The sequence below is a fragment of the Nocardia salmonicida NBRC 13393 genome, from assembly GCF_001613085.1.
GTDB classification, from domain to species: Bacteria; Actinomycetota; Actinomycetes; order Mycobacteriales; family Mycobacteriaceae; genus Nocardia; species Nocardia salmonicida.
Window position 1 is genome coordinate 219791 of record NZ_BDBR01000011.1, and the last position, 17658, is coordinate 237448.

General features: G+C 62.1%; 16 protein-coding genes. 12 read left to right on the top strand and 4 right to left on the bottom strand.

The window, feature by feature from the left end; genetic code table 11:
• Positions 1-47 precede the first annotated feature (47 nt).
• From NS1_RS14160 to NS1_RS14200, 9 genes are all read left to right on the top strand, one after another.
• Positions 48-1508 carry a cytochrome P450 gene (locus tag NS1_RS14160; protein WP_084503729.1) on the top strand — a complete coding sequence of 487 codons (1461 nt, stop codon included), beginning with the start codon at positions 48-50 and terminating at the stop codon, positions 1506-1508.
• Positions 1505-2230, top strand: a complete 726-nt coding sequence (locus NS1_RS14165) for a transglutaminase domain-containing protein (protein ID WP_062984873.1) — start codon at positions 1505-1507, stop codon at positions 2228-2230. The genes NS1_RS14160 and NS1_RS14165 overlap by 4 nt, the downstream gene beginning before the upstream one ends.
• Positions 2227-3753, top strand: coding sequence for an aldehyde dehydrogenase family protein (locus NS1_RS14170; protein WP_062984875.1), 1527 nt, complete (start codon positions 2227-2229; stop codon positions 3751-3753). Before NS1_RS14165 ends, NS1_RS14170 begins: the two co-directional genes overlap by 4 nt.
• Entirely contained in the window at positions 3750-4586 is an 837-nt protein-coding gene (locus NS1_RS14175; protein ID WP_062984877.1) for an SDR family oxidoreductase, read from the top strand. The genes NS1_RS14170 and NS1_RS14175 overlap by 4 nt, the downstream gene beginning before the upstream one ends.
• A gap of 49 nt (positions 4587-4635) precedes the next feature.
• A complete protein-coding gene (locus NS1_RS14180) occupies positions 4636-5703 on the top strand; it encodes a BtrH N-terminal domain-containing protein (protein ID WP_062984879.1) in 1068 nt (355 codons plus the stop codon).
• 82 nt (positions 5704-5785) lie between these two features.
• Positions 5786-7417 carry a long-chain fatty acid--CoA ligase gene (locus NS1_RS14185; protein ID WP_062984881.1) on the top strand — a complete coding sequence of 544 codons (1632 nt, stop codon included), beginning with the start codon at positions 5786-5788 and terminating at the stop codon, positions 7415-7417.
• Between the two features lie 282 nt (positions 7418-7699).
• Entirely contained in the window at positions 7700-8230 is a 531-nt protein-coding gene (locus NS1_RS14190; protein ID WP_022565926.1) for a PaaI family thioesterase, read from the top strand.
• Positions 8227-9441: a cytochrome P450 gene (locus NS1_RS14195; protein WP_062984883.1), complete on the top strand. Its 1215-nt coding sequence runs from the start codon at positions 8227-8229 to the stop codon at positions 9439-9441. Before NS1_RS14190 ends, NS1_RS14195 begins: the two co-directional genes overlap by 4 nt.
• A gap of 688 nt (positions 9442-10129) precedes the next feature.
• Positions 10130-10327: a hypothetical protein gene (locus NS1_RS14200; RefSeq protein ID WP_062984885.1), complete on the top strand. Its 198-nt coding sequence runs from the start codon at positions 10130-10132 to the stop codon at positions 10325-10327.
• Positions 10328-10492: 165 nt separating this feature from the next.
• Here NS1_RS14200 and NS1_RS40025 read toward each other — a convergent pair whose 3' ends face one another.
• The 4 genes from NS1_RS40025 to NS1_RS39025 all read right to left on the bottom strand — a co-directional run bounded on the left by NS1_RS40025 (position 10493) and on the right by NS1_RS39025 (position 13872).
• On the bottom strand, positions 10493-10693 hold the full coding sequence (locus NS1_RS40025; RefSeq protein WP_143876026.1) for a hypothetical protein: 201 nt from the start codon (positions 10691-10693) through the stop codon (positions 10493-10495).
• Positions 10694-11212: 519 nt separating this feature from the next.
• On the bottom strand, positions 11213-11521 hold the full coding sequence (locus NS1_RS40790) for a hypothetical protein (protein WP_062984887.1): 309 nt from the start codon (positions 11519-11521) through the stop codon (positions 11213-11215).
• Between the two features lie 259 nt (positions 11522-11780).
• Complete coding sequence (locus NS1_RS14210) at positions 11781-13415, bottom strand: MFS transporter (RefSeq protein WP_063816138.1); 1635 nt, start codon at positions 13413-13415, stop codon at positions 11781-11783.
• A gap of 61 nt (positions 13416-13476) precedes the next feature.
• Positions 13477-13872, bottom strand: a complete 396-nt coding sequence (locus NS1_RS39025) for a DUF4873 domain-containing protein (protein WP_022565921.1) — start codon at positions 13870-13872, stop codon at positions 13477-13479.
• A gap of 206 nt (positions 13873-14078) precedes the next feature.
• Between NS1_RS39025 and NS1_RS14215 the strand changes: the two genes are divergently transcribed.
• The 3 genes from NS1_RS14215 (at position 14079) to NS1_RS14225 (ending at position 17626) form a co-directional block, all read left to right on the top strand.
• Positions 14079-15065 carry an AurF N-oxygenase family protein gene (locus NS1_RS14215; protein WP_062984888.1) on the top strand — a complete coding sequence of 329 codons (987 nt, stop codon included), beginning with the start codon at positions 14079-14081 and terminating at the stop codon, positions 15063-15065.
• A gap of 108 nt (positions 15066-15173) precedes the next feature.
• Positions 15174-16772 carry a flavin-containing monooxygenase gene (locus NS1_RS14220; protein ID WP_084503719.1) on the top strand — a complete coding sequence of 533 codons (1599 nt, stop codon included), beginning with the start codon at positions 15174-15176 and terminating at the stop codon, positions 16770-16772.
• Positions 16769-17626, top strand: coding sequence for an SDR family NAD(P)-dependent oxidoreductase (locus NS1_RS14225; RefSeq protein ID WP_062984890.1), 858 nt, complete (start codon positions 16769-16771; stop codon positions 17624-17626). The genes NS1_RS14220 and NS1_RS14225 overlap by 4 nt, the downstream gene beginning before the upstream one ends.
• Positions 17627-17658 lie beyond the last annotated feature (32 nt).

Here is a 17658-nt window from a genome sequence, read left to right on the forward strand (position 1 = left end):
GACTCGCACGACGACTGCGTGCGAACAGCATTCAGAAAGGAATGTCAGTGACGTACGCCATCCATCTGCCGCTGGCGAAGAGTCGGGAGCGACTCTCGTCAGTCCTCCTGGCGCCACTGCCGAGCCGGGTCGATGTGGCCCTCCTGCGGGCCAGTGATCAGTGGCCTGTCCGTGAGCTGGCAATGCCCCCCGCAGGGTCGGGCCTCAAGCCGATCCGAGGGACCGCTGGTCTGCCTGTGCTCGGTCACACCCTGGACTACATCCGTTTCGGATCCAGCTTCACCCGGGCCAGGTACCAGCGATTCGGGCCCGTCTCATGGATGGGCGCCTTCGGCACGAAGATTGTGATGGTGGCCGGTCCAGATGCCATGCAGGAGGCGCTGACCGTCAAGGCGAAATCGTTCTCACAGGACGGGTGGGCGTATCTCATCGACGCCTTTTTTCACCGGGGTCTGATGCTGATGAGCTTCGACGAGCACAGGATGCATCGACGAATCATGCAGGAGGCGTTCACCCGCGACCGCCTGACCGCCTATGTGGACCAGCTCGGGCCGCCGCTCGAGACCGGTATTCCCGCGTGGCCAGCGGGCCAGTCCACACGCATCTATCCACTGCTGAAGGGCCTGACCCTTGACGTAGCAACGAAGGTCTTCATGGCGGATCGGGGTGGCAGTGAGGACACTGACGCCATCAACGATGCCTTCGTGGCGGCCGTGCGTGCGGCCAGCTCGATCATCCGTTTCCCGCTGCCGGGGACTCGGTGGCGGGCCGGAGTCCGTGGGCGTGCGCTCCTGGAGGACTACTTCACCTTCCACCTGCCGGCGGCGCGGAGCGCCCAGGGAGAGGACCTTTTTGCGGCGCTGTGCCATGCCCGCACGGCCGACGGTCAAGCTTTCACCGATGAGGACGTCGTCAACCACATGATCTTCTTGATGATGGCGGCACACGACACCTCGACCATCACCAGCACCGCTGCCGTCTACTTCCTCGCCAAGCATCCAGCTTGGCAGGAACGGGCTCGGGCCGAGTCCGACCAACTGGGCGGACGTCGCCCAACTATCGACGACCTGGACGCGCTGAAGACTCTCGACCTGGTGATCAAGGAGACGCTGCGGCTGGTGGCGCCCGTGCCGATCATGATGCGTAAGACCATCGAGGATGTCGAAATCGCCGGACACCAAATCCCCGAAAACACACTGGTAGCCGTGGCTCCGGCGGTGAACCACTTCGATGAGTCGTACTGGACCGATCCCGACACTTTTGACCCTGACCGCTTCACCGAGCCGCGGCATGAGGACCGGAATCATCGCCTCGGTTGGATCCCCTTCGGAGGAGGCGTGCACAAGTGCATCGGCCTGCATTTCGGCACTCTCGAGGTGAAGGCGATCCTGCATCACATGCTGCGAACCTACACTTGGACGGTCCCTGACCAGTATGAAGCCAGGTGGGACAACACCTCGCTCCCAATTCCCGTCGACGGATTGCCGATAGACCTGGAGCACAGATGAAAACGGACCGGATGACATTCTTGGCAGCGACCGACTTCCTCGACATCGAGCACGAGTTAGTCCGGGAGTTCACCGCCACTGTGATCGGCGACGCGAGCACCGGCCGAGAGAAGGCGAAGCGTCTCTTCGCCGCCGTTCGCGACCGGGTCTGGTATGACCCCTACACGGTGTCTGACGACCCTGCCCACTATCGCGCGAGCTTCGTCCTCGAGTCCGGGCGCGCCTATTGCGTCCCGAAGGCGGTGCTCTTGACCGCGGTGTGCCGTGCGGCGGGGATCCCTGCGGTGCTTGGCTTCGCTGACGTCCGCAATCACTTGCAGACAGACGCGTTGCGAGCGCTCATGGGTGGCACAGACCTGTTCGTCTATCACGGTTACAGCCTCCTCAATATCGACGGCCGGTGGTTGAAGGCGACGCCCGCGTTCAACACCGAGTTGTGTGCGCGTTTCGGTGTGCCGCCGGTGGATTTCGACGGCGATCGCGATGCACTACTGCACGCCTTTTCTGCCGACGGAGCCGAGCATATGGAGTACGTCCGCGAGCGGGGCGTCTACGACGACTTGCCGTTGAACGCGATCCTGGCCGAACTTCGCCGCACCTATGGGCCTCTTATCTTCAAGCGGCCCCAGGTGATCGCTGACGCTTTCACCGATACACCCGCCCACCGCACCCATCCCGACGGGATCGCCCGCGATCCCCATTCACCTACGGAGGTCCGATGAGCGCGACGATCCCAGCGGGCGTCTTGGACGTGCGCAACCCCGCCGACGGTCGGCTCATCGCAACCGTCGCTGTCGACGACCGCGAGACAGTAAGTCTCGTCGCTGCTGATCTTCGAGACGCTCAGGTCGGGTGGGCCGAAGCCGGCCCACGCCAACGCGCCAAATGGCTGCATCGCTGGCGGGACTGGATCCTTGATCACACCGACGAGCTCACCAACTTGTTGCAAGCCGAGACAGGCAAGGTGCGTCCCGACGCCCTGGTGGAGACGACAGCATCGTGCGAGTTCATCAGCTACTACGCCGACCATGCCGCGAAGTTTCTCGCCGGCGAGCAGGTCAGGTCCTCGAGCCTGCTGACCTTGTCGAAACGACTCACTACGACCTATCACCCCTTCCCGGTCGTCGGCATGATCATGCCGTGGAACTTCCCGATCACCCTCTTCCTCATGGACGCAGCGCCCGCGCTGGCAGCAGGCTGCGCGGTCCTGGCGAAGTCCTCGGAGGAGACGCCGCTGACGTGCGCGCGGATCATCGAGGGCTGGCACGAGATCGGCGCCCCCGCGGTTCTGGCGCACGTTGTAGGTGATGGCGATTCGGGCGCAGCCGTGGTCGATGCCGCTGACTTTGTACAGTTCACCGGCTCGACCGCCACCGGGCGTGCGGTCGCGATCCGCTGTGCCGAGCATTTGAAGCCGATGAGTCTGGAGCTTGGCGGCAAAGATCCGGCGATCGTGCTGGAGGACGCCGACCTTGCTCGTGCGGTGGAGGGAATCGCGTGGGGCGCTCTGTTCAACGCGGGACAGGTATGCATCTCTGTCGAGCGGGTGTATGTGGTATCTGAGGTTTACGACGAGTTCGTGGCGCGGCTGACCCAACGTGTGCGGTCCCTCGCCCATGGTGCGGCCGGTCGCGACGTGGGCGCAATGGTCACCGCGAGGCAGGTCGACATTGCCGATCGCCACGTCAGCGAGGCAGTGGTGGCAGGTGCGCGGGTTCTGGCTGGCGGAACTCGGAGTGCGGTCGGAAACTACTACGCTCCGACGGTCCTGGTCGGTGTCGACCACACGATGGCCTGCATGACCGAGGAGACCTTCGGTCCCACGATTCCGGTGATGCAGGTCGCGGATGAGAACGAGGCCATCCGCCTGGCCAACGACTCGGCGTACGGCTTGTCTGCGACGGTGTGGACCCGAGACCATGCTCGTGCTCAGCGCATCGCATTACAGCTAAACGCGGGAGCTGTCAACATAAATGATGTCTTCAGCAACCTGTTCGCCACCACACTGCCGCACAGTGGATGGAAGGCCTCGGGCATCGGTGCTCGGCTCGGCGGAGCTCACGGGCTACGCAAGTACTGCCGGGTACAGGCAGTGACAGAGCCACGGATCCCTGTCCTGTCGCGAGAACTCACCTGGTACCCGTACACCCCGCGGCGCGCGGCCATGGCCGGAAGAGTGTTGCGCGCGGCGGCCGGTCGCGGCCTATGGCAGCGCCTCGGCCTCAACAAGGAGAACAGCAAGTGACGACACACCGTGCCCGCACCGCCGCAAAGACCGTAGCTATCACCGGCGGGGCCCGCGGCATCGGCTACCAGACCGCGAAGGAGCTGATTCGACGAGGCCACCGCGTCGCCATCGGCGATGTCGATGAGAAGCGCGCTCAGGAGGCCGCCACCGAACTCGGCGTGAAGATCGTTACCCACCTCGACGTAACCGACCCCACTTCGTTTCGGCAATTTCTCGAGCTGGTCGAGGAAGAGCTCGGCCCCCTCGACGTGCTGATCAACAATGCGGGCATCATGCCCACTGGTCACGTACACGAGGAAGACGACACGGTGACCCGGAGGCAGGTCGAGATCAACGTCCTGGGAGTCGTCTTTGGGACCAAACTAGCCCTTCAGCGAATGCTGCCGCGGCGCGCTGGGCACATCATCAACACCGCGTCGCTGGCCGGCGAGCTCGCTGTGCCTGGACTGGCGACGTATTGCGGTACCAAATTCGCGGTCATCGGATTCACCGAGGCGGCACGGCACGAGTACCGCACGTCAGGCGTCGAGCTGTCCACCGTTAGGCCCACATTCACCAACACCGAGCTCGTCGCGGGAACCGCTGGTGCCAAGGGACTGCGCAATGCCGAGCCCGAGGAGATCGCGCGTGCGACAGCCGATCTTATCGAGCGCCCGCGTCCATTCGTACGCGTCACTCGCCTGGCCGGCGTATTGGTCGCGGCGATGAAGTTCGTCCCTGGCTGGCTGACCGCCAGGCTCGGATCCGCGCTGGGCACGGACTCGGTATTTCTCGACGGCGTCGACACAGCGGCCCGCCAGGCCTACCTGGACAGAATCCGGACCCACTGACCCGGTCTTCGATCCCCGTTGGCCCCCTCATTCACCCGGAAGGATTCACATGCCCCGCAGGACCCTGGTCGATGACTACCCGCACAAGATGGGGGGACACTGCGGTTCTGGCGCTATGCGGGATCTTCTGCATTGGCATGGACTGGGGTGGGATGGGCCGCCCGACGAAGGTCTGGTGTTCGCTCTCGGCGGCGCACTGGGGTTATCGTACCTCCGGTCAAGCGACCTCGTTCCACCGCTGTACCTGGTAGGACGAGGCGCCGACTTCGAAATTGATCTGCCCCGCCGACTCGGCGCGCAAGTCCAGGTTCTCACGACCGATGATCCCCGAGAGGGGTGGTCATGGGTTCTCGACGAGCTCGAAGCAGGCAGACCCAGCCTGGTATGGGGAGATATCGGTGAGTTGCCGTACCTCCGCGTCCAGTTCCAGATGAGTCGCCACGACATCGTCGTGATCGGTCACGACGAGGCCGAGGGGATCGCCTTTGTCGTAGACAATGACCGCGCCGAGGTGCAGAAAGTCCCGCTCGATGCACTGGCTCGGGCGCGGTCCTCGAAGTCTTTCCCGCAACCGACGCGCCACTGTACATACCGCATCAGCTGGCCGAGTGCGCTGCCGGACGTGGCGGAAGTAGCGGCGGAGGCATTTCGACAGTCCGCAGCCGGAATGCGCCGCCCATCGCAACCCGGGATCGTCGATCTCAGGACAGCGGCATCCGGTGCGGAGGGCTTGGCCGCGGCGGTGCAGCTGGCGGCCGACATTCAGACCTGGGCCGATCTTCCGGTGGACGACCTCGAGACTCTCCTGTTCAGCCTGAGCGCTTTCATTGAGAAGGCAGGTACTGGCGGCGGGCTGTTCCGCCGATTGCTAGCCGATGGCTGCGCAGATGTCGCTCGTCTGACCGGGGACTCCGCCACCGCTCAACTCGCCGTAGCGGCCAGCCGTTGTGCGCAGGCGTGGACCGCCACTGCGCGTGCCGGTATCCGCCGCGACGTTGATATACGAGTTCGCCTGGCCGGGGTGGCCTCGGCCGCTAGCCAACTGCCAGAGCTGGAGTTGGACCTGGTCGCGTCCCTGGAGGCTGCTTCCAGTTCGCTGACGGCTGTGGATCGCTGACAGCAGCCCCATGTCGCCGGCCAGCGGCGAATCAACCCCCAGATCGCCTACGTTCGAAGACACTCTTGAATGAGGAAATGCTATGCAGAGCACGATGATGAACGTCCCGTTGACGACCGCGGCGATTCTGCGCCACGGCTCGAGTGTGCACGGCTCGGCGACCGTGCGGACTTTGCAACTTGACGGAAGCGTGAAGGTTGCTACGTTCTCCGAAATCGGACGGAGGTCCGCTCAGTTGGCCAACGCATTGCGGGCTTGCGGGATCACAGGCGATGAGCGCGTCGCGACCCTCATGTGGAACAACCAGGAGCACGTGGAGGCCTACTGCGCAGTGCCCTCGATGGGAGCGGTGCTGCATACCCTGAATCTACGGCTCGCCTCCGATCAGCTTGTTTACATCGGTAACCACGCTCAGGACCAAGTCGTGATTGTCGATGGAAGCCTAGTACCCATGATGGCCTCAGTGTTGCTGCAGCTCACTAGCGTGCATACCATCGTTGTCACCGGAGAGGTGGACCTTACCCCGCTGCACCGTGAGGGACTGACAGTCGTTGATTACGAGGAGTTCATCTCCGCCCAGCCCGAGACGTTCGACTGGCCAGACCTCGACGAGCAGTCTGCGGCCGCGGCCTGTTACACCTCTGGCACCACCGGCGACCCCAAAGGTGTCGCCTATAGCCACCGGTCGACTTACCTCCACTCGATGGCGGCCTGCGCCGCCGACGGACTGAGCGTGAGCAGCGATGACCGAATCCTCCCCATCGTCCCGATGTTCCACGCGAACGCCTGGGGGCTGGTCTACGCCGCACTCATGGCGGGTGCCGGCTTGCTCATGCCTGACCGGTTCCTACAGGCCGAGCCGCTCGTGCGGCTGATCGACGTCCACAAGGCAACCATCGCCGGGGCAGTCCCGACCATCTGGAACGACGTCTTGGACTTCCTGGATTCCAACCCCAGCTACGACATCTCGTCTCTAGGCCTGGTCGCTTGCGGTGGCTCAGCTGTACCCGTTCATCTGATGAAGGCCTTCGAAGAGAGGTACAACGTACAGGTTGTACAGGCGTGGGGAATGACCGAGACCTCGCCACTAGCGGCTGTCGCGCGTCCACCGGCGTCGCTCGACGCCCAGGAGCGGTGGCGTCTGCGAGCGACCCAAGGTCGTCCGGTTGCAGGAGTCGAGCTTAGGATCGTCGACGACGGAGGCAATGAGCTCCCGCACGACGGCGAAGCCGTCGGTGAGTTGCAAGTGCGCGGACCTTGGATTACCGGCTCGTACATCGGCGAAGAGGATGGCGGGGATAAGTTCCAGGACGGCTGGTTGCGCACCGGCGATGTCGGCCGGATCGACGAACGCAGCTTTGTCACGCTGACCGACCGCACCAAGGACGTGATCAAGTCCGGCGGGGAGTGGATCTCCTCGGTCGAGCTCGAACTTCTGCTCGCCGGTCACCCCGACGTGCTCGAGGCATCAGTAATCGGGGTCCCGGATGAGAAGTGGCAGGAACGCCCCCTCGCTGTGATCGTCGTACGCGACGGGCGGCAAGTAACACCTGCCCAACTGCGTGACTTCCTCGACGGCAAGGTCGCCACGTGGTGGCTGCCTGAGCGCTGGAGCTTCACCGCAGAGGTGCCCAAGACCTCGGTCGGCAAGTTCGATAAGAAGCGGTTGCGCACCCTGCATGCGAACGGCGAGCTGACCGTCGTCGAGATTTAGGAATTGTCTCCATGCCTGGTCCTGAGTAGGACGGAACAGGACATTGATACCCATAATGCGAAGCTTTCGCGACACCGGCGACATTACCGTGCACGTCGACATCGGCGAAAGGCTGCAAACGAAGATGGGAGTCACCTCCCAGTGCACGGCACGTTTCGCGCCGGTGGTGGTGGAATGGGGCCACCGGCTGCGCACCACCTCTGGCGTGCGCGATATGTATTTGCATAGTGGTCACGCTCGAGATCGATGTTGGGTGCGGCTTCATCGACAGGAAGGCTGACCATGAGCAATCTATCGGACACGGGCGGCAGGTCGTCCGATCCCGACTTGGAGGAATGGGTGCGTTCGTTCCGACTTTTGGAACCTCGATCGACTGAGTTGCCTCCCCACCATCCCAACTGTCTCGGTTGTGGACCGGCCAACCCGCATGGGCATTTTCTGACGGCCCAGCGCTGCGCAGGCGGCGTGGTCGCTCACCACCGATTCGATCGACGTCATGTAGGAGCGCCCGGAATAGTGCACGGGGGCGCTGTGGCGACAGTAGTCGACGACCTATTCGGTTTCCTGCTATACACCGTCGGCGAACTCGCCGTGACGCGCCATCTCGACCTCGACTATCTTGCTCCGGTTCAGCTCGACACTCCCTACGCCCTGCACGCCGAACTACGGTCTCGAGATGGCCGGAAATTACATCTCGGGGCCAGAATCGAGGATGCAGGGGGACATTTGGTTGTCACGGCCACAGCACTGTTCATTGTGGTCGATGTCAAACATTTCTTGCAGTCGCCGGTGAGTGCAAGGAGACAGGCATGACTGTACCGAGCGAGCGAGCACTGCTCCTGGACGCCTTGCTAACCGATCACGGCTCGGCCGGACCTTATGAGGCGTTCCGGCGGCTGCGCCAGACGCAACCAGTGTTGGTTACACGATCGGGGGTGCTGGTATTGAGCCGCTACGACGATTGCGCGGCGGCGCTCCGCGACCGCAGCCTCGGCAAGGCCGACGAGTCGCTGGGCTTCGGCTTGTCCGACATTCCTGAAGAGCTGCAACATCAGGCCATGCACCGGTTCCGACGCACCATGCTGTTCCGCAACCCTCCTGACCACCACCGGCTGCGTCGGTTGGTCGCCGACGTGTTCACCCCGAGGCACATCGACGCGTTGCGCGGCCGTATCGTCACACAGGTCAACCACTTGCTCAATGTCATGGAAGCACGGGTCTCCGTCGACATCATCAACGATCTGGCGCTCCCGCTGCCCGTGAATGTGATTGGAGATCTACTCGGGGTGCCCTTTACTGATAGAGCAGTAGCAGCCCCACTGGTGCGGGCCCTGCTGGCCTCGCTCGAACCCGGTGCCGATATCGCGGCCTTGACAGCAGCCTGCGACGCCGAAGACCAACTTGCCGCATATTTCGCTGACCTGTTGGCGGTCAAACGCGCCCGCCCTACCGATGACCTACTGAGCCGGCTCGCCGTCGCGAATGGCGACGACATCCTAGACGACGACGAATGCGTCGGTACCGCGATTCTTTTGTTTGCGGCAGGGTTCGAGACCACCACGAACCTGATCGGCAACGGCGTCGCCGCGCTGCTCGCCCACCCTGACCAAATGCGCGAACTTCGTGCCAGGCCAGAGTTGGCGAGCAACGCAGTCGAAGAATTATTGCGCTATGAGTCCCCCGTCCAGACCAACGGGCGTACGGTGCTCCAGCCGACGCGACTGGCGGGAGTTGATTTACATCCCGGTCAGGTCGTACTGATCCTGCTTGGGGCAGCCAACAGAGACCCGGATCGGTTCGACGACCCCGACAGTCTCGACATCACCCGAACCGGGGTCCCGCCGTTGTCGTTCGGGGCCGGCATCCATTTCTGCCTCGGCGCACCGCTTGCACGGCTCGAAGGGGCAATATTGTTCCCGCTCCTGGCGTCCCGATTTCCCGATCTTCGGCTGGTCGAGCAGCCCCGCTGGCGCACCGGGCTGTCTTTTCGCGGACTTTCGACCTTGAAGGTGGTCACCGCATAAGCCGTTGGACTTCTGATAGTTCATCGGACAGAGTTGATCCGGCAAACAACAAGCCCCTGGCGGCTTTGCCGATGAGCTCCTCCTGACGGCTGTCCATAATTCGTTCGACTAGCAGTGAGTATTGTTCTGGGGGTAGCCACTCGGCGGCTTATTCGATGATGGAGTTGATCTCCGGGCTGTGGCCACGCATGTTCGCTCGCCCGACCACACGGCTTCCGCACGAGGGCACCGACCGGTCGTTGCGGGGCCGACATCGAGAGTTGTGTTTCGAGGGCCAGGTGTTACTGGTGGCCAGGTACCGCGGACGAATCTGACGATGCGTCAACCCGCGGCGGTACTCGGAATGGAAGCCGGCCAACCCCGGTGATCGACGACCTGGTACTACGTTGGCGCTGCGACCCCGGTCCGATCCCGCACGGTGTGGTGCTTACGGTGGTCAGCACCTGGTCCGACCTGCGACCGTACATTGCCGCACCGAGTAGGAACCACTGGTACTCGACCCACCATCTGGTCGTCATCGACGCCCGATAACGAAGTCGTCGTCGTGATCGGACGTCCGTTGCACCGCAGGCCTGGACGGAATCCGGCGCCGACGCCTGCCGCACCGCTATGGTCATCGCCGACGGCGGCTACCAGGGAACGGCCTCTTCATCCCGCACCGCCAGGCGCCCGGTGTCGGACTGCCGAAATGGAACAGGCCCACAACAAGTTCCACCGCAAGGTTTACGAGAAATCGCTGAGTAAACCACTCTTTGCCGCGTACCGCAAACTGGCGATCGCGTGGGCAGTCGCGGACTACTTCCGCGGGCCGCTCACTTCCATCGGTGCCAGGTTCAATTCCGGCCGAATCAGGGATCTGGCACTATTTCGCAATTCGACTGTGTGAATTGCTCAGCCGCTCAGGAGGATTCGCCGAAGGTGGCGTCGCCTCTCACACGGCTCTTGATGATCGCGGCGAACGAACGTGACCAGCGGGTGCGTCGAATCCGGGCTGGCGGTAGAGTCATGTCGAAGCGCCACTGGTCATTTGGGTCTGTGCGAGCAGGTTCGGTCATAATTGGGGCCCGGTGATGTGAGCGGCATCGAGGAAGGCCTGATGGGCGCGGACGAGGTTCGGCTGACTTCGATAGCCGCAGGCGGTGATCGCGTCAAACAGCAGGGCGGCGTCGGGTGCATCCCTTATTCCACCGCTGAGGAGATAGGGCTTGAACTCGTAGATGATTCCTGGACCTCGGCGAAACGCTGCTGGCATCGGATCGCGACCCTGTCTTGGCGCAGACCTGGCTCGACCGGACCACGATGCAAGCCTGCGGAGACCTCGGCGATATCGGGTAGTTGCGGGGGCGTCATCGAGGCAGCCCGCCGCGGCGGTCAGGCAGTGTCGGCGCGGTGCGATAGCGTGTTCGAGGGCGTCACCGAGGTTCTCCCAGATGTGCCACCGATCAGCGACCTGGAATCCTACTGGCTCCCCGCTGGCCACACCTCCGGAGTAGGGGTCGGCCCGGTCGCGGCACATGATCTCGATGTCAAGAAGGGTCTGTAACCATATTCTCAGAGTCTTGGCGCTGCAATCTGTGAGCACGTCGATCGGGCGGCGAGATTCCATGCGATCAGGATCGTGGCGTAGCGGTGTCCATGGCATAGCGCGGAGCCGTCCGCGCATAGTTGGGCTGCGGCAGGTCAGGGATCGCACGAACATGGCGGAGCAGGGTTATCCGGTCCGCGCCGCGAGATGTCCAGTCCAACGGCGCTCCCGGGCGGCCACCCAGGACTAACGCCACCGCTCCCAACACCCGCTGCAGAACAACGTCCATCGCCCGCGGCGTGCGGCGAGCCAAGGTACTTGCTCGGCGAAAGTCTTTCCGAAGTCGATGTTGTCGCAGAACAATCTGCTGACGAGCAACACGATCGCCGCTTCGCTGGCAGTGACCGAGATATCGGCCAGTTGCCGCCGATACGGCCGTGAATCCACCGGGACGGCGCTGAGCCACTCGGGCAGAGCGCCACCGCATCGCAAAGTTGCGGCGTCGATTCGCACGGACCCGACCCCACGAACCGCATCGACCAACAGTCCGTCCATGTGCGGGAACGGGACCCCGTCATTCCAAGATCAGAGACACTGGCCACATAATCAACTATCGACCAGGAACGGGGCCCACTCTCGGGCCGGACACCACGACAACCGGGCAGTCACTCAGATCGGGCATGTGCCATTAGCCGACCACCCGAGAGCACGTCGGCGACGAGAGTTCATCACCGGAGTTCGCTCCCGACTGGCTGTTCTGCTGACGCCCTGAAGCGGTCCGCAAGTGTGAACGGATCCGGAAAGTGCGTTCGGCTTACCGTTGCGCCGGTTCAATGGTAGGCATTGACTCCAACCGCTTCCTCCGCGCACCACGCGTAAGCCGGAGGCGTCGCAGACGATTTCGACGGCCCCGGCGAACGCAACTGACTTTGTGGCCTTCGTCGACTGTGCGTCCAGGAGAGAGCGGGATGAGTATCAGCGCGCCTGCGAGGCTGATCACGGCCAGCGCGAACGCGGAGTGTTCCACTCCATCCCAGAAGGCGGCTTTCGCATACTCGGCGAGGGGCTCTCCCGCAGCCCCCGCGCGCTCAGCGACTTCGAGTGCACCAGCCAGCGAACTCCGCACCGGGTCGCGAGCAGGCTCAGGAAGGCGGGGTAACACCTCCGCGATCTTCGACGTGTAGTTCGCCGACAGGATGCTGCCGGCGACGGCGACACCGACTGCGGCGCCGATCTCTCGAGTTGCGTCGTTGACCGCAGCTGATACCCCATGTTTCTCCAAGGGCGTGTCGAGCATGATCGCGTTGGTGGCGGGAGCGGCCGACATGCCCAGGCCAGCGCTCATGATCAGCAGCGGCCAGAGCACATCGAGGTAAGACGAACCGGTGTCGAGGCGCTGGAGGGCCAACAAGCCGACTGCGATGGTAAGTAGCCCGGTCGTGGTCGTCACCCGGAGCCCCAGCCACGCGGCGATCATCGGTGAGACGAGAGACATCACGATGAGGGGAGCAACCATCGGGGCAAGCGCCAAGGCCGAGTGCAGGGGCGTGAACCCCAAGATGAGCTGGAAATGCTGCACCAGCAGGAACATCACACCGAAAGTCACGAGGAATTGAATGGTTATCGACAACGCACCGCTCGAGAAACCTCGGCGGCGGAACAGCCGTACATCAAGCAAGGGGTGCTCGACACGGAGTTCAGTGACGATGAAGGCCACGACACTCATTGCGCCGGTCGCTCCCATGGCGAAGACCCAGCCATCGGTCCAACCACGCGTCGGAGCCTCCATGACCGCGAATACCGTCGTCCCGATCGCCAGTACCACCAAGAACATGCCGCGAACCTCCAGCCGCGGGCATTCGGTGTCTTGTGAATCAGGGACGGTGAGACCAAGCACCAACAGCAGCAGTGCGACGACGGTCAGGCCGACGAAAATCGAGTGCCATGACCAACGTGTGAGGAGCAGACCGGATCCGACCATACCGATTACTCCGCCGGAACCGGCGACACCTGCCCACACCCCGACCGCGTACTCCCGTTTGTCCACCGGTAAGTTTGCGGTCAGAAGCGAGAGAGTCGCAGGCATGACAAAGGCGGCTCCGGCTCCCGCCACAGCCCTGGAGAGCATGAGCCATATCGGGGCATCGACCAGCACGGGCACCACAGAAGCGACCGCGAATACGGCCAAGCCTGCCGTCAGAACACGTCGACGTCCATATCTATCGCCGATCGCGCCCCCTGGCAACACGAGGCAAGCAAGCACCAGCGTATAGCCGTCGACTATCCAGGTAAGCGCGTTTTGATCCGCGCCCGTGTCCAAGGCTATAGCGGGGAGCGCGGTATAGAGCGCTGCCATAGCCGCGACAACGAGAGCCACTGCGCCGCAGGTGACAATCATGGTCCAGGCTGCGGATCTTCGGGCGTCGAGCAGGTGTCCAAAGCGGATCATGTCGGTTCCGGTTCCATTCGCAAGCGGCTGGTTGTCGCCGTCCGTCTTCGCGGTCTGTAGTTCAACTCGGCGTCGCCTCGACTTCGTCTAGTGATGACGGCGTGGGGTATGGCGGGCGACCGCGGCCTTGAATCCGATAGCGACCCCAGAAGTCTCGATCACCGATGGTTCCGGCAGCTTCGCCGGCAGAAGTCCGGACCACTACCGAACGTCGACGACCCTGCAGAAACTCGTCGAGAATGTCACTCTGTCCAACCCGCCCGTACCAGCAGAAGCGGCCATCGATGGGTTGGAAGAAGCCACGCAGCTCGACCTGCACCTCAACTTCCGTGCTTGCCATGATCACTGTCGCGGACCCGATGTAGTCGGAGTCATCGTGCGGACTATGAGAATTCACTGTGGCTTCCTTCGCGTGATCGCCAGCCGACGCCTGCAACGGGATCCACCACACCAGCACTGCCGGTGTGGTGGGCCGACGTCGGAATCCGAGGGCGTTGACCGCTTGACAATCCGGTCTGCCGCAGTCAAAGTTACCCCATACCCCGAGTATCCGCTACCCATCGTTCGGGTAACTTTGGGCGGGAGTCCAAGCATTCCGACGGGGTGGCACACCGTGCCAGATACGCCGATGCTGTGCCATCGGCCGAGTCGAAAGATGGACCAATGACATCAAGCGAAGTTCGAAGCCGCAGCGCCGGGCCGATAGCCGTTACCACTGACGGCATGGCCCGCGTGAGCGGACGCCGACGCACCGATCTTCAACGATCGGCCGGGCGACTGCTCAAGACCTCTGCCGAGAAGTCCTATGACGCCGAGGTTGACATCGACTGGGATAGTCCATGGTGGCCGGATAAGGCATGGCTGCCCGAACACCGGGTGTCGCTCTTCGGCACCGAGATCTGGGACCGGCTCTCGGACGCACAGAAAGTTGAGCTGGGCAAGCATGAACTCGTGAGCATTCTCAGCTTCGGCATCTACGCTGAGAATTTGCTGAGCATGGCATTGCTACGGCAGAACACCACAGGGGACCTCGTCGACAACAAGTCGCTGTACGCACTCGCCGAAGTTGGCGACGAGAGCCGCCACTCCATGATGTTCGCGCGCTTGATTGCCAAAACGGGCATCCCGCCCTACAAGCTCCCGCGCGGGTTCCTTTCGATGGCGAAGATCCTGCACTTCATCCCGCTGGGGCCGTCCATTCAGGGTGCGACGCTGTTGATCGAAGAGATCCTCGATAGGGCCCAGCGCGAGGCGATGAATGACGAGCGTCTACAGCCACAGGTCCGGCAGTTGATGAAGATCCATGTACTCGAAGAGGCACGCCACATCACGTTCGCGCGAACCGAACTTGTCGATGGTATGCGCGTACGGGGACGAGCCTCGAGAGCATGGCACCGCGGCGTGCTCGCGGTCGTCGCGAACTTGGCTTATCCCATCTTGATCAACCCGAAGCTGTACCGTGTCGTCGGCGTGCATCCACTACGTGGGTTCTTGGCGTGCCAGTCCGGTCCACACTACCGGGAGAATTTGCAGTTCATGTCCGAGCCGATGATCCGGTTCTTTGACGAGGCCGGCATGATCGAAGGCCGCATCACAATGTTCCTGTGGCGTCTGTCCAGGAGCCTCCCCGAGGATATCGCCCAGCGGTGAGCAGCCCAGTCCGGCGAAAACACAAGCGCACGGACGTGGCCAGGAATTTCGCACGACACATGAATTTGCGGCTAGCACTGGGCGAGCCGCACCGGCCAGAGGAAACCGATGAGCAAAAGTCGATCTGCCAAGTATGCACAAAAGGCCAATGGCTCGGGAGGTGACGGAGCGCGAGCCACAGTCCACCGGGCGCAAGTCCTCATCGTCGGAAGCGGATTTTCGGGAATGGGGATGGCAATACAGTTGCTGAGAGCGGGAATAGATGACTTCCTAATTATCGAGAAAGAGACCGAGATCGGCGGAACGTGGCGCGACAACACGTATCCGGGCTGCGCATGTGACGTTCCTTCGCATATGTACTCGTACTCCTTCGAACCCAAACCGGACTGGAGTCGGCTCTGGGCAGGGCAGGACGAGATCCAGAACTATCTCACCGGGCTAGCACGCAAGTACGATCTGTATCGGTTCACTCATTTTGGTCGGACACTGCAATCCGGACATTGGGATCCCGATGATTCCGCCTGGCATCTGGTCACATCCGACGGCCACGAGTACATCGCCCAGTTCCTAGTCTCAGGAGTCGGAGCGCTACACATACCGAGCATCCCTACAATTGACGGGCAGAAGAACTTCAACGGCACAGTCTTTCATTCGGCGCAGTGGGATCATGATTGCTCATTGGCGGGCAAGAAGGTCGCCGTGATCGGCACCGGAGCCAGTGCGATTCAGTTCATTCCCGAGATTGCCAAGGAAGCCGCTGAACTGCACGTATACCAGCGGACGCCAGCATGGGTACTGCCAAGGAAGAATGTCAAGATCCCGGAATCTATCCGTGCGGCATTCACCAGGATGCCGATCCTTGCGAAGGCAGTCCGGGCCGCTATCTACTGGTCAGCAGAATCGTTGTCAATGGGCCTCAATGGTCACCTCAACCTCATGCGCCCACTTGAGAGCATTGCCAAGTGGAACATCGCACAGGGAATCGATGATCCCGTATTGCGCGGTAAACTCACGCCTAGCTATCGCATCGGATGTAAGCGGATTCTCGGCTCGAGTGACTACTATCCAGCACTGAATCGACCAACCACAACCGTCATCACCGAAGGTATCTCTGAGATAACCGAGGATGCGATCGTGTCACGGAACGGTGAGAAGCGTCCAGCGGATGTGATCATCTACGCGACCGGATTCCATGTGACCGACGGGTTTGAAAGTCTTCGCCTCAAGGGCTTGTCCGGCAGGGAACTCGCAACGGTTTGGTCGGACGAAGGGATCCAGACGCACCTCGGCATCACCACCGCCGGGTTCCCCAATCTTTTCTTCCTACTCGGCCCCAACACAGGGCTAGGCCATAACTCCGTAGTCTTTATGATTGAATGCCAGATCAGTTACATCATCTCGGCGATCGATCTTGTCAACAAACGTGGCGCAGCTGCGCTAGAAGTACGCGAGCCGGTCCAGCGGAAATTCAACTCCGAAATTCAGGCCAAGCTGGTCAAGGGAGTCTGGAGTAGCGGCGGGTGTACAAGTTGGTACCTCGACGCACAGGGCGTCAACCGAACTGTTTGGCCGGGCTTCACATGGCAATACTGGCGGCGCACTCGCAAACTGGCGCCGGCGGATTTCGGATTTGTCGGCGAGTTGGCCGGTGCACAATACACCGCCGACCTCCCGAATGCGCTCGAAAAGGGGAACCTTCCGAAATGAAAGATTTCAGAGACCGGGTGGTCTCGGTAACGGGTGGCGGTTCGGGCATCGGCCGCGCCGTCGCAATTCGGCTGGCTGGCGACGGCGCACGGCTCGCGATCGCTGATATCGACGCGGAACGCGCACAGGAGACCGCCACTGTTTGCAATTCGCTTGGTGCAGAATGCCGACCCTATGAGCTCGATGTAGCCAATCGTCACGCATTCCAGGATTACCGGAACCGCGTCCTGGCGGACTTCGGATCAATCAGCATGGTCGTCAACAACGCAGGCGTTGCGCTAGGCGCCGATGTAGTGGACATGGAATGGATCGACTTCGAATGGTTGATGGGCATCAATTTCTGGGGGGTGGTTAACGGAACAAAACTATTTCTTCCGGATCTGATTGATTCAGGTGACGGCCACGTTGTCAATGTTTCGAGCGTTTTCGGGCTGATGGCCATACCCAGCCAGAGCGCGTACAACGCGTCCAAATTCGCTGTCCGAGGTTTCACCGAAGCGTTGCGTCAAGAGATGCGAATTAACCGCTTGCCCGTAGGTGTAACCTGCGTTCATCCCGGTGGTGTCCGGACCAATATCGTACGGGATGCTCGGGGCGTCGGCACAATGGGCGATCAAAAGAAGATTGTTGCCGGATTCGATCGGATTGCTCTCACGACACCCGATGGCGCTGCGGATTCAATCATTAAAGGCGTGCGTCGCAATAAGCCACGCGTTCTCATCGGGCCTGACGCCCTCGGCTTCGATGTTATTACGCGGGCGGTAGGGCCTAGGTACCAGGACCTCAACGCGCCTCTGGCCCGCCTCGGATTCGCGATAGGTCGCCGATACGGTCTGGTGAATTACAATATTTGATGCCGGTCCGCCGGGCTAGACGGGACTTCCGA

Coding starts and splice junctions, on each gene's coding strand:
- NS1_RS14165 (WP_062984873.1), top strand. CDS start 1,505: ATGAAAACGGACCGGATGACATTCTTGGCAGCGACCGACTTCCTCGAC.
- NS1_RS14170 (WP_062984875.1), top strand. CDS start 2,227: ATGAGCGCGACGATCCCAGCGGGCGTCTTGGACGTGCGCAACCCCGCC.
- NS1_RS14180 (WP_062984879.1), top strand. CDS start 4,636: ATGCCCCGCAGGACCCTGGTCGATGACTACCCGCACAAGATGGGGGGA.
- NS1_RS14185 (WP_062984881.1), top strand. CDS start 5,786: ATGCAGAGCACGATGATGAACGTCCCGTTGACGACCGCGGCGATTCTG.
- NS1_RS14190 (WP_022565926.1), top strand. CDS start 7,700: ATGAGCAATCTATCGGACACGGGCGGCAGGTCGTCCGATCCCGACTTG.
- NS1_RS14195 (WP_062984883.1), top strand. CDS start 8,227: ATGACTGTACCGAGCGAGCGAGCACTGCTCCTGGACGCCTTGCTAACC.
- NS1_RS14200 (WP_062984885.1), top strand. CDS start 10,130: ATGGAACAGGCCCACAACAAGTTCCACCGCAAGGTTTACGAGAAATCG.
- NS1_RS40025 (WP_143876026.1), bottom strand. CDS start 10,693: ATGCCAGCAGCGTTTCGCCGAGGTCCAGGAATCATCTACGAGTTCAAG.
- NS1_RS40790 (WP_062984887.1), bottom strand. CDS start 11,521: ATGGACGGACTGTTGGTCGATGCGGTTCGTGGGGTCGGGTCCGTGCGA.
- NS1_RS14210 (WP_063816138.1), bottom strand. CDS start 13,415: ATGATCCGCTTTGGACACCTGCTCGACGCCCGAAGATCCGCAGCCTGG.
- NS1_RS14215 (WP_062984888.1), top strand. CDS start 14,079: ATGACATCAAGCGAAGTTCGAAGCCGCAGCGCCGGGCCGATAGCCGTT.
- NS1_RS14220 (WP_084503719.1), top strand. CDS start 15,174: ATGAGCAAAAGTCGATCTGCCAAGTATGCACAAAAGGCCAATGGCTCG.
- NS1_RS14225 (WP_062984890.1), top strand. CDS start 16,769: ATGAAAGATTTCAGAGACCGGGTGGTCTCGGTAACGGGTGGCGGTTCG.